The sequence below is a fragment of the Diaphorobacter sp. JS3051 genome, assembly GCF_015832135.1.
GTDB lineage: Bacteria > Pseudomonadota > Gammaproteobacteria > Burkholderiales > Burkholderiaceae_C > Diaphorobacter > Diaphorobacter nitroreducens.
The window spans coordinates 3,152,900-3,164,223 of the sequence record NZ_CP065406.1 but is presented as its reverse complement, the minus strand read 5'-3'; the positions used below and the strand labels follow the sequence as shown (position 1 = coordinate 3,164,223).

General features: G+C 64.9%; 14 protein-coding genes. 11 read left to right on the top strand and 3 right to left on the bottom strand.

The genetic code is table 11. The features are described from left to right. Nucleotide 1 precedes the first annotated feature (1 nt). Complete coding sequence (locus I3K84_RS15085; protein ID WP_011806910.1) at nucleotides 2-715, top strand: RNA polymerase sigma factor FliA; 714 nt, start codon at nucleotides 2-4, stop codon at nucleotides 713-715. 209 nt (nucleotides 716-924) lie between these two features. On the opposite strand, the gene I3K84_RS15080 is transcribed toward I3K84_RS15085, so the two are convergent. From I3K84_RS15080 to flgA, 3 genes are all read right to left on the bottom strand, one after another. Continuing rightward, on the bottom strand, nucleotides 925-1,272 hold the full coding sequence (locus I3K84_RS15080) for a hypothetical protein (RefSeq protein ID WP_196994900.1): 348 nt from the start codon (nucleotides 1,270-1,272) through the stop codon (nucleotides 925-927). A gap of 57 nt (nucleotides 1,273-1,329) precedes the next feature. Further along, nucleotides 1,330-1,653, bottom strand: coding sequence for a flagellar biosynthesis anti-sigma factor FlgM (flgM, locus tag I3K84_RS15075; protein ID WP_196994899.1), 324 nt, complete (start codon nucleotides 1,651-1,653; stop codon nucleotides 1,330-1,332). Nucleotides 1,654-1,746: 93 nt separating this feature from the next. After that, complete coding sequence (gene flgA / locus I3K84_RS15070) at nucleotides 1,747-2,499, bottom strand: flagellar basal body P-ring formation chaperone FlgA (RefSeq protein WP_123676772.1); 753 nt, start codon at nucleotides 2,497-2,499, stop codon at nucleotides 1,747-1,749. Nucleotides 2,500-2,724: 225 nt separating this feature from the next. Here flgA and flgB point away from each other — a divergent pair, with 225 nt between their 5' ends. The 10 genes from flgB to flgJ all read left to right on the top strand — a co-directional run bounded on the left by flgB (nucleotide 2,725) and on the right by flgJ (nucleotide 11,301). Further along, nucleotides 2,725-3,141, top strand: a complete 417-nt coding sequence (gene flgB, locus I3K84_RS15065; RefSeq protein ID WP_041836110.1) for a flagellar basal body rod protein FlgB — start codon at nucleotides 2,725-2,727, stop codon at nucleotides 3,139-3,141. A gap of 24 nt (nucleotides 3,142-3,165) precedes the next feature. Beyond that, entirely contained in the window at nucleotides 3,166-3,570 is a 405-nt protein-coding gene (flgC, locus tag I3K84_RS15060) for a flagellar basal body rod protein FlgC (protein ID WP_011806915.1), read from the top strand. A gap of 21 nt (nucleotides 3,571-3,591) precedes the next feature. Then, complete coding sequence (locus I3K84_RS15055; RefSeq protein WP_172208723.1) at nucleotides 3,592-4,245, top strand: flagellar hook assembly protein FlgD; 654 nt, start codon at nucleotides 3,592-3,594, stop codon at nucleotides 4,243-4,245. Between the two features lie 23 nt (nucleotides 4,246-4,268). Next, nucleotides 4,269-5,687 carry a flagellar hook protein FlgE gene (gene flgE / locus I3K84_RS15050; RefSeq protein ID WP_172208725.1) on the top strand — a complete coding sequence of 473 codons (1,419 nt, stop codon included), beginning with the start codon at nucleotides 4,269-4,271 and terminating at the stop codon, nucleotides 5,685-5,687. Between the two features lie 26 nt (nucleotides 5,688-5,713). Beyond that, on the top strand, nucleotides 5,714-6,454 hold the full coding sequence (locus I3K84_RS15045) for a flagellar basal body rod protein FlgF (RefSeq protein ID WP_011806918.1): 741 nt from the start codon (nucleotides 5,714-5,716) through the stop codon (nucleotides 6,452-6,454). A gap of 18 nt (nucleotides 6,455-6,472) precedes the next feature. Then, the gene (flgG, locus tag I3K84_RS15040; RefSeq protein ID WP_011806919.1) at nucleotides 6,473-7,255 is read left to right on the top strand and encodes a flagellar basal-body rod protein FlgG; all 783 of its coding nucleotides are present in this window, start codon (nucleotides 6,473-6,475) and stop codon (nucleotides 7,253-7,255) included. 44 nt (nucleotides 7,256-7,299) lie between these two features. Continuing rightward, the gene (locus I3K84_RS15035) at nucleotides 7,300-7,998 is read left to right on the top strand and encodes a flagellar basal body L-ring protein FlgH (RefSeq protein ID WP_231403340.1); all 699 of its coding nucleotides are present in this window, start codon (nucleotides 7,300-7,302) and stop codon (nucleotides 7,996-7,998) included. 63 nt (nucleotides 7,999-8,061) lie between these two features. After that, nucleotides 8,062-8,994 carry a hypothetical protein gene (locus tag I3K84_RS15030; protein WP_231403339.1) on the top strand — a complete coding sequence of 311 codons (933 nt, stop codon included), beginning with the start codon at nucleotides 8,062-8,064 and terminating at the stop codon, nucleotides 8,992-8,994. A 224-nt stretch (nucleotides 8,995-9,218) separates the two neighbouring features. Then, nucleotides 9,219-10,358, top strand: coding sequence for a flagellar basal body P-ring protein FlgI (locus I3K84_RS15025; protein ID WP_196994896.1), 1,140 nt, complete (start codon nucleotides 9,219-9,221; stop codon nucleotides 10,356-10,358). A 1-nt stretch (nucleotide 10,359) separates the two neighbouring features. Next, a complete protein-coding gene (gene flgJ / locus I3K84_RS15020) occupies nucleotides 10,360-11,301 on the top strand; it encodes a flagellar assembly peptidoglycan hydrolase FlgJ (protein WP_196994895.1) in 942 nt (313 codons plus the stop codon). Nucleotides 11,302-11,324: the final 23 nt, after the last annotated feature.

Genomic DNA, 11,324 nt, shown 5'->3' with positions numbered 1-11,324 from the left:
GATGTACACCGCGAAAGGCCAGCTCGACCGGGACGCGCTGTTCCACCAGCACGTGCCCCTGGTGCGGCGCATCGCCCACCACATGATCGCCAAGCTCCCGCCCAACGTGGAGCTGGACGACCTGATCCAGGTCGGCATGATCGGTCTGAACGACGCGCTCTCGCGCTACGAAGTCGCGCAGGGCGTGCAGTTCGAGACCTTTGCCAGCCAGCGCATCCGCGGCGCCATGCTCGACGAGCTGCGCGAGGGCGACTGGATGAGCCGCAGCTCGCGCAAGAGCCAGAAGGACATCGAGCATGCCCTGCACCGCGTGGAGCAGCGCCTGGGCCGCAGCCCCATCGAGTCCGAGATCGCCGCCGAACTGGGCATGAGCCTGGAGGACTACCAGGCCCTGCTGAGCAAGGTGCGCGGCACGCAGCTGGTGTACCTGGAAGACTTTCACCACGATGACGAGGACGAGGGCTTCCTGGACCGCCACGTGGCCGACGAGGGCGCCGATCCCATGGCCGTGCTGCGCGACCAGCGCCTGCGCGCCTCGCTGGTCGAGGCCATCAAAGCCCTGCCCGAGCGCGAGCAGTACATCATGGGCATGTACTACGAGCACGACATGAACCTGAAGGAAATCGCGGCCGTCCTGGGCGTGACCGAATCGCGCGTGTGCCAGCTGCACAGCCAGGCGATTGCGCGGTTGCGGACCAAGATGCGGGGGCACTGATTCTTTGGATGAAATAGCTGTTTTGCGCTTGCCGGACAAGCGCAGGCAGCTATTTTTTTTGCTTGCGCTGCGGCTTTTCATGGCGCGGGCCGGGATATGCGCCCGCCGGGGCGGGTCCCGGTCAACAGCATCAAACCTCCAGAACCCGTCAAAAAAGATAGCTGCCAGCGCTTATCCCATAAGCCTCAGCCAGCAATTCGGGCTAAAAGTCACCCCGGTGCCCGATAAATCCGCGCCCCCGCGGCGCCGGACGAAGGCCCATAAGTCACCCCCTCCACCGGCGGCAGCAGCGACGCCGCCTGTCGCTCGGTCAGCGCCATCACCCGCGCCAGTTGGTCGCGCACCAGCGTCAATTGCCGGCCGATGGTCTGCACGCGTTGCGCGGCGGCGGGCTCCAGCGCGCCCGCCACAGGCGCCAGGGCCTGGGCCAGCGCCATGGCAGCGCCGCGCAGCTGCACCGCAGTGTCTTCAAAAGTCTGGGGGTTGGAAGCAAGAAGCGCAGCCTGCATGTCCTGCAGCTGCGCTTCGATGAAGGTGAGGGTGTCGTCGAGTGACATGGGGTGCAAGTCTAGAGCCTGTCACCCCGGCGGGCCAGCCGGGCCCAGGAGGGCGGGTCAGCCCCGCGAGTGGGACAGGGTTTCGTAGGCGCTGGACAGCAGCTTGTCGGCCACGGCTTCGGCGTCCACGCGGAAGGTGCCTTTTTCGATGGCGGCCTTGATCGCCTTGACCTTGGCGGTGTCGAAGTCGGCCGTGGACTTGGTGGCGTCCACCCCGCGGGCGGCGGCCGACAGCGTGACGGGCACGCCTGCGGCGGCGCGCGTCGCGCCCTGGGCCGCTTCTTCAGCGGCCGGCGCAGGTGCGGCGGCCTTGGCCTGCTGCTTGTTGGCAGCGGCCTTTGACAGCGCAGTCGCAGTATCCGGGTTGTGTCCAATCTTCATCGCACTCTCCACCACCCCTGTGAGATGTGGGGCCAGTAGCCATGTTTTCGGCCGGCAGGGAGCAGACTTTAGCGCTTTGTGGTGCCTCGCGGCTCACAAAGTGGCTTCTATTGTCCCATCCTCAAGCACAGTACCCCCAATAATGCGTCCATTGGCCATGCGAACGCGCACATTCTGTCCTTGAGCGCCCGCGCTCATGGCCTGGCCCGAGGAGGTGACCGCATAACCCGGCCCCTGCACCACCACGCGCACCGCAGAGCCGGCCTTGAACAGGTCGGGGGCGCGCACCATGTTCTGGCGCAGCGCCTGGCCGGCGGACAGCGGACGGGTGGCGGTCTGCCCCACCCAGTCCTTGGGGTTGGCCACGATGGCCGCGGGTTCTGCGGCCCAGTCCACCTCGGCCTCGATGGCATCTTGCTCGCTCAGCACTGCGCCGGTGCCCACATTGCCGGCCAGCACCCAAGCGGGGCCGAAAGCCTTGACCGTGATGGGCAGGAACACGTTCCAGCGGGTGGGGCCGTCCACGCAGCGCAGGCCCAGGCGGGTGCGCCCCCACAGGCGGGCACCAGCGGGCAGATAGGGTTCCACGCGCGCGCAGGGCGCCAGGCGCAGGCGCGAATCCAGCGTGCCCACACTGACTTCCATGCGCAGCGGCAGCCCCCCAGCCTGCGCCTGGGCCAGCGCATCGTCCAGCCAGTGCTGGGTGATCGAGCCCAGCTCGGCGGTCTGATCGCCTCCCTGCTGGGCATGGGCGGGCAGCGCCAGGGCAGAGCCCAGCGCCAGCGCGCCGCCCATCAGGAAGCGAAGGCAGGCAAGGCGGGATGAGCGCAGGATAGGAAGCGGCATGACGGGACTCCAACGGGTCTGGCGGCAGTCCGGCACAACGGGCCCCGGACGCCTTTTCACACCTGCCACTGTAGGCCGGCCACCGCATGCGCCAAGCGCGGAACAACGGGCCAATCCCAGCGCTCTTCGCGCTTTAGAAAAACGGGGCGATTTCCATAATCGACGCACGCCACAAGCCCCCTGGGCCATGGCGGCCGAACCCCTTTTTTACACGCCGAGGCCCACATGCTCGACAAGATGACCAACCGCCTGGACTTTCACGGAAGCGCCTTGCTGCTGCGCTCGGAGCGCCAGCGTGCCATCGCGAGCAACATCGCCAACGCGGACACGCCCGGCTACGTGGCGCGCGACTTCAAGTTTGCCGATGCCATGCGCGCCGTGAACGAAGCCCAGGCCCCCAGCCCCCTGCGCAGCCAGAGCGTGAGCGACCCGCGCCACATCCCGCTGCCGGCAGCCGCCAGTGGCAGCTCGGACAGCACGCTGGGCTATGCCCTGCAGACCCAGCCGAGCCTGGACAACAACACCGTGGACATGGACCGCGAGCGCGCCGCGTTCGTGGACAACGCCGTGCGCTACGAGGCCACGCTGCGCTTCATCAACGGCCAGTCCAAGACCATGCTCAGCGCCATCCAGGGCCAGTAATCCCGAAAGAGAGCACCACCCGCCATGTCCATGTTCTCCATCTTCAACGTCTCGGGCAGCGCCATCAGCGCGCAGTCGCAGCGGCTGAACGTCGTGGCCAGCAACCTGGCCAACGTGGACGCCGTGGCCGGCCCCGACGGCCAGGCGTACAAGGCGCGCCAGGTGGTCTTCCAGACCGCGCCCATGGGGCCCGAGAGCGCCGCGGGCGTGCGCGTGTCGTCCATCCAGGAGAGCGACCAGCCCGGCCGCCGCGTGCACGACCCGGCCAACCCCATGGCCGACGCCGAGGGCTACGTGACCCACTCCAACGTGAACGCCGTGGAGGAGATGGTCAACATGATCTCGGCCTCGCGCTCGTACCAGAACAACGTGGAGGTCATGAACACGGCCAAGACGCTGCTGCTCAAGACCCTGCAGATGGGCCAGTAAACCGCCCTCCGAAAGCACGCCATGATCCTCAACCCCATCGGCACCACCGCCACGACCAACACCGGCGCTTCGGCCAACGCGACCAACGACCCCGCGGCCATGCAAGACCGCTTCCTCAAGCTGCTGGTCGCGCAGTTGAACAACCAGGACCCGATGAACCCCCTGGACAACGCGCAGATGACCACGCAGATGGCGCAGATCAACACGGTAACGGGCCTGCAGACGCTGAACCTGACCATGCAGACCATGGCCGAGCAATTCAGCACCATGCAGCAGATCCAGGGCACGTCGCTGATCGGGCGCTCGGTGCTCTCGGCAGGCAACAGCATGGCCTTTACCGACAACGCGGGCAAGGGCATCTTCGACCTGGCAGGCGCAGCCACCGGAGTGAAGGTGGAGATCGTCACGCCAGGCGGCGTGGTGGTGGACACCATCGACATGGGCGCCCAGGAGGGCGGCCGCCACAGCTTCGACTGGGATTCCGGAAAGTACAGCGGCAACAAGAGCGACCTGCAATTCCGCGTGACGGCCACCACGGCCGACGGCAGCGCCGTCACGACCACACCGCTGACCCAGATGCAGGTCGTCGCCACGGGCTCCCAGTCCGGAGCGCTGACACTGACCTTGAGCAACGGCAGCACCGTCAACTACGCCAACGTGCGCGGCGTGATCTGAACGAACCATCAGGAGAGAAAACCATGGGTTTCCAGCAAGGCCTCTCGGGGCTGAACGCCTCGGCCAAGAACCTCGACGTCATCGGCCACAACATTGCCAACTCGGGCACGGTCGGCTTCAAAGCCTCGCGCACCGAGTTTGCCGAAATGGTCGCAGCGGCCATCGGCACCTCCGGTGGCATCAATGCCGGCATTGGCGTGCAGGTGGGTGCCGTGGCCCAGCAGTTCACGCAGGGCAACATCACCGTCACGGGCAACAGCATGGATGTTGCCATCAACGGCAATGGCTTCTTCATGTTGCAGACGGCCGACGAAACGCCAGCCTACACGCGCGCCGGCAACTTCAAGTTGGACAACGAGGGCAACCTGGTCACCAATAGCGGCGAGAAGGTCATGGGCTATGTGAATGGCAGGCTGCAACCCCTGACCTTTCCCACCTCGCAGGGGGTACCGGCCAAACAGACCACCGAGGTCAAGGTACAGCTGAATCTAAGCGCCCAAGCCAAGGATGCGGCCGCTGACCCGATCACGCCGCGCTCGACCTATGGCACCTCCATTAATGTGTACGACAGCCAGGGCATTCCCACGCCCTTGAACATGTACTTCGAGAAAAACGGCTCCAATTCCTGGGATATCTACGACACGCTCAATGATCCAAAGGCCAACCCGCCGGTGATCGGAAGGTTCGTGGGTAAATTGGAGATGGACGGTAACGGCGCCATTATTGGCCTGACTCAGCCTGAACCCGGCGCCACCCCCACCGCCGCCAACAACTACACCACCACAGGAACCAAAATCACACGTAAGGCAGATGGCACCTTTGCGAAAACTCCCGTAACCTGGGAGTGGGAGGCAGTCACCGACTTATCCACACCGCCCAAAACCATTGACTGGACAATCAAGCAGGAAACCTTAGGCACACCGACCGCGGAACCAGCTGATTTCAAATTGGCGCTGACAGTGGATCCAAGCAAGGCCAACCCCAACAATCCGCCCACCTCATTTCAGGTCAGCCTCGATCTCAGCAAAGTCACCCAGTTCGGCACCAAGTTCTCGGTATCCGACCTGACGCAGGACGGTTATGCAGATGGTCAGCTCACGGGCATAAACATCGGCGCCGATGGGACGATCATGTCCAGCTACTCCAATGGAGTGACGCGTGCACAGGCACAAATCGCGCTGGCGAGCTTCCGTAACACCCAGGGCCTCACACCGATCGGCAACAACAACTGGGTCGCTACCATTGAATCCGGCCCCGCTGTGCCTGACAAACCCGGCAGCGGCAATCTTGGCGCACTGCGCGCGGGCGCCCTGGAAGACTCCAACGTGGACCTGACGGCCGAGCTGGTCAACATGATGACCGCCCAGCGCGCCTACCAGGCCAACGCCCAGACCATCAAGACGCAGGACCAGGTGATGTCCACCCTCGTCAACCTGCGCTGATAACCCACTGACGCCGAGGCCACGCCATGGACCGCATCATCTACACCTCCATGACCGGCGCGAATGCCGCCGCGCACCGGCAGGCGGTGCTGGCCAACAACCTGGCCAACGCCTCCACCACCGGCTTTCGCGCCGAGATGTCCAACTTCCGCTCGGTGCCGCTGCAAGGCGGCGGCTCCACGACGCGCGTGTTCGCGCTGGAGGCCACCTCGGGCCATGTGGACACACCCGGCCCCGCGCAGACCACGGGCCGTCCGCTGGACGCCATGGCCGTGGGCAATGCCTGGTTCGCCGTGCAGGGGCTGGACGGCGTGGAAACCTACACGCGCGCCGGGTCCTTTCAGGTCACTGCCGCCGGACAGCTGGTCACCAGCACCGGCATGGCCGTGCTCTCGGACGGCGGCGCACCCATCGACGTGCCCCCTAATGCCGAAGTGACGCTGGGCGCCGACGGCACCATCACCGCCCGCCTGGCGGGCGAAGTACCCCAGCCCGTGGCCCGCCTGAAACTGGCCACGCCCGCGGCGGACAACCCGCTCAAGCGCGGCGACGACGGGCTGTTCCGCACGGCCGGCGGCGACCCGCTGCCCGCCGACCCCAACGCGCGCCTGCGCTCGGGCGTGCTGGAGGGATCCAACGTGAACCCGGTGGAATGCATGGTCGGCATGATCGCCGCCGCCCGCCAGTTCGAACAACAAATGCGCCTGCTGCAGACCGCCGAGAGCGACGACAAGAGCGCAGGCCAGCTGCTGAGCCTCAACGGCTAACCCTGAAGGACTACCGCCATGATGAATTCGCTGTGGATCGCCAAGACCGGCATGACCGCCCAGCAAACCCAGCTGGACGTGATCTCGCACAACCTCGCCAACGTGTCCACCACGGGCTTCAAGCGCAACAACGCGGTGTTCGAGGACCTGATCTACCAAAACCTGCGCCAGGTCGGCAGCCAGACCACCGAGGAGAACCAGTTGCCCACGGGCCTGCACCTGGGCCTGGGCGTGAACGTGGTCGCCACCAGCCGCAACTTCACGCAGGGCAGCCTGCAGCAGTCGGGCAACAGCCTGGACGTGGCCATCGACGGCAACGGCTTCTTTGAGGTCCAGTTGCCCGACGGCACCACCGGCTACACGCGCGACGGCGCGTTCAAGCTCGACTCGCAGGGCCGCGTGGTCACCTCCAGCGGTCTGCCCGTGGCGCCCGGCATCACCGTGCCGGCGGACGCCAAGAGCATCAGCATCAGCGAGCGCGGCATGGTGAGCGTGACCGTGGCGGGCAACCCCAACCCCCAGCAGATCGGCCAGCTGGGCATGTCCAGCTTCATCAACTCCGCGGGCCTGGAGCCCGTGGGACAGAACCTGTACCGCGAGTCCGCCGCCTCCGGCGCGCCGCAGCAGGCCGAGCCGGGCACCAACGGCCTGGGCATCATCAAGCAGGGCTTCCTGGAGAACTCCAACGTCAACGTGGTGGAGGAACTGGTCACCATGATCCAGACCCAGCGCGCCTACGAGATGAATTCCAAGGCCATCCAGACATCCGACCAGATGCTGGCCAAGCTGTCGCAGCTGTAAGCCTTTTGACCAGGAGCCTAGCCATGACCTCCGCATCCACCCTCATGCGCCTGCTGTGCGCAGCCACTGCGGCCGCGCTGGCCGCCGGCTGCGCCAGCATCAACCCGCCGCCGCCCGTGGACGTGCTGCCCACCACGCCGCCGCCCGTTGCCGCCCTGCCCCGCCCGTCGGCACCAGCCGGCCCGGCCACGGGCAGCCTGTTTCAGGCCGCCAGCTACCGGCCCGCGTTTGAAGACCAGCGCGCCCGGCTGGTGGGGGATATGGTGACCATCGAGATCCAGGAAAAGATCAAGGCGAGCCAGACGGGCTCTGCCAAGGTCAACCGCAAGCCCACGGTTAGCGGCAGCATCACCGCGCTGCCCTTTCTTTCGAGCAATATCGCCAGCAAAACGGCCATCGGAGCGTCTTACACGAACGATTTTGAGGGCGGAGGAAACACCGTCAGCGACAACGAATTTGAAAGCTATATCACCGCCACAGTCACTGAGGTTTTGCCCAATGGGCATCTGGTTATCACGGGCGAAAAACAGGTGGGTGTAAGCAGGAGTGTGGACGTCTTGCGTTTCTCGGGCACTGTCGATCCTCGCCATCTAAGACGAAAGAGTGATGGACTTCACGGCAGCATGATCGACTCGCGCTACGTGGCCAATGTGCGCGTGATCTCGCGCGGCCTGGGCGAGCAGGCCGAGGCCCAGGCCATGGGCTGGCTGGCGCGTGCGTTCAACACAGTTAGCCCGTTCTAAATGAGACACCTGCTTGCATGGGGCACCCGAACCGCCGCCCTGGCGATAGCGTTGTGCTGCACGTTGGCCCAAGCACAAGACTTTCGCGAGCCAGCCGATCAGCCTTTCGTCATATGGCCCAACATTCCCGTGATTCGCGCTGCTGATCTAGGCGAATATGAACAAGACCGCAAGGTTTTTGCCGATTTGCACGCCCTCAAGGCAGATCCCGCGCAGGTGCTTGCAGCGTTGCAGGCGGTGGACACCCTTCAGGCCCACCATGAGCGCCTGGCACTCGCTCAACTTGGACGCAGCCTGAACGCGCAATTCATTGGCGAGATAGACAAGCAGACGCGCCTTATCAACCCTCGGGTGCGCAAACTGCGGTTTGAGTTTGCGGGTATCACGCCCGAACAGTTACAGCGCGCCTCCGCTTTGGATGCACAAAATCTGGAAACCCTCAAGGCGAAGGCAGGCCGGTTGACGTTGGTGGCCTACATCACCTACACCCGGCTAGAGGGCGCGCTGATGCAGGTCACAGCCACACTCGTCAAACTGAGCAGCGGCGCGTCCCAGAGCTTCACCGTGACAGCACCCACACCTTTGCTGGGCGAGACGCTGGCGCGCGAGGTCTTCGACTACTTTCATGGTACGAGATTCACTGCCCACCAGAATCCGCTGGCAGGCGCTCAGTGGCTCACAGCCGCGCCGGGTCATGCCGACCGCCTTGTATCGCGCGATGCGGCACTGCGCTACTGCCAATCGCAAAACGGTACTTTACCCACCGCTGGCGAGCTGGAAGCTGCCGAAGCTGCAGGCTTCTACGGCGGCGGCGTGGTTCTGCGGCAAGGGGGCGTGTACCACGTACAAACCGGTCTCTACGACACTGCTTCTTCACTGGATGGCCCGGGCCGCGCCCGCCCCAACCACCTGACAGAAGTGCCCAACGCTTACTACTACTGCATACGCCACACTCCGCCGCCCACGCCAGCCAGCGCTGCGCGGGTTCGGCGATGATGGGGACTTAGGGAGCCGGTATTTCGTGGGCAGACCTGCAGCAGTCTTTTGCTACTTTATCAATAGCTGCTAGCGCTCTCCCTACCTGGGCTGCAGGCAACTTTTGCACATAACCCAACTATCCAGCCGGCGCGCCGCGCGTAGCCGCATAGCCCCGGTAAACACCCCCAAAGCCCCCGCTTTTCCACGCTTTGCGCGCAGGCCGCACTCCCACAATGGAGGGCATGAAAGCCCTGCCCTACCCCCACATCGTCCACTGGCTCCTGGCCCTGGCAATCGTCCTGGGCATGGCCGCTCCCGCGCAGGCTGTGCGGCTTAAAGAGATCGCAGCCGTGCAGGGGGTGCGCAGCAACCAGCTGTCGGGCTACGGCCTGGTGGTGGGATTGGACAAGGGGGATTCAGCTTCGGTGCGGTTCACAGCCCAGACGATGCAGAACTACCTGCAGCAAATGGGTATCAGCTTGCCGGTGGACGCCGGAGCTCCCCAGCTTAAAAACGTTGCAGCAGTGGTGGTTACAGCACAGTTGCCCGCTTTCGCCCAGCCAGGGCAGTCGATTGATGTCACCGTGTCATCTATTGGGGATGCGCCATCAGTGAAAGGCGGCACATTGATTGCGACACCATTGCGTGGGGCAGATGGCGAAATCTATGCCATGGCACAGGGTAATGTGGTGGTTCCCGGAGCAGGTGCCGCAGGTGGACGAGCCAACACTGCCGGAGATCGCAGCAGCGTACAGGTCAACCACTTGCGCGCCGGGCGGATACCCGGCGGGGCACAAGTGGAACGAACCGTACCAACGCCTTTGCATGACAGCGACACCATCACCCTCAACCTGAACGCATCAGACTTTCAAACCGCCCGCAAAGTGGCCCAAGCCATCAATGCCCGCGGCGGCGCCAACACAGCCACAGCGCTTGACGGGCGCACGGTGCAAGTACGTGCCCCGCAAGACCCCGGCGCCCGCGTCAATTTTATTGCCGAGCTGGAAGAACTACAGCTGCCCGACTCTAGTCCAGCAGCCAAAGTGGTCATCAATGCGCGCACGGGCTCCATCGTTCTCAACCAGGCGGTGACGCTGGGCCCCTGCGCGATTGCGCACGGCAACCTGTCGATCACCATCAGTGAAACACCTGTCATCAGCCAACCCAACCCGCTGTCCTTGGGAACTACTGTCTCTGTGGTTAAGAGCGATATCGCGATCCAGGCCGACGCCGGCCGAGTTATCAACGTTCCACCATCACCATTACTCAGTGACGTGGTACGAGCCCTGAATAGCCTGGGCGTTACCCCACAAGACCTGCTGGCCATCCTGCAGGCCATCAAGGCCGCCGGTGCGCTGAATGCGGAGCTGGAGGTGATCTGACATGGCCCTCTCACCCATTGCCGCCACCACCTCAGCGCGCCAGGCGCTGGCGGTGGACGGCCGCTCGCTCAACCACCTGAAGCTGCAGGCAACCCAAGGCGATGCGCAGTCGGCCAAAGACGCCACGCTGGAAGCCGCCAAGCAGCTTGAATCGCTGTTCATGCGCGAGCTGATCAAGAGCATGCGCGAGGCGACGATGAAGTCCGGCCTGCTGGAGGGCGCCGAGGGCAACCTGGCCAGCGACCTGTTCGACCAGCAGCTGTCGGTGCAGATGGCAGGCCAGCCCGGTGGGCTGGCCGAGGCCATCCAGCGCCAGCTCTCGCGCCAGTTGGGCGGCGACGGCCAGACCACGCTGGTGCCGGGCTCCACGCTGAGCATGGACGTCGCGCTGCGCAAGGCCGCGCCTGCCGACAATCCGCGTGCCGCGTCGCCCAAGGGCCGTGAGGACTTCGTGCAGCACCACCGCGCCGCGGCCGAGCGCGTGGCACGCAGCAGCGGCATCCCCGCCAGCTTCATGCTGGGCCAGGCCGGGCATGAGACGGGCTGGGGCAAGGGCGAGATCCGTCACAAGGACGGCAGCAACTCCTTCAACCTGTTCGGTATCAAGGCCGGCAAGGGCTGGACCGGCAAGGTGGCCGAGGTGACCACCACCGAATACATCAACGGCGCGCCGCGCAAGGTGGTCGCCAAGTTCCGCGCCTACGACTCGTTCGAGGAGTCGTTCCGCGACTACGCACGCCTGATCAACGACAACCCGCGCTACGAGAAGGCGCGCGAGAAGACCCATTCCGCCGTCGCCTACGCCACGGAGCTGCAGAAGGCCGGCTACGCCACCGATCCGCAATACGCCGCCAAGCTCAGCCGCGCCATCCAGAGCACGCTGGGCGTGGCGCGCACCCCCAGCGCGCCCGTGCTGGCCCAGGCATCCGGCACGCAGGCCTGAACCCATAAGAACCAACGCACTGA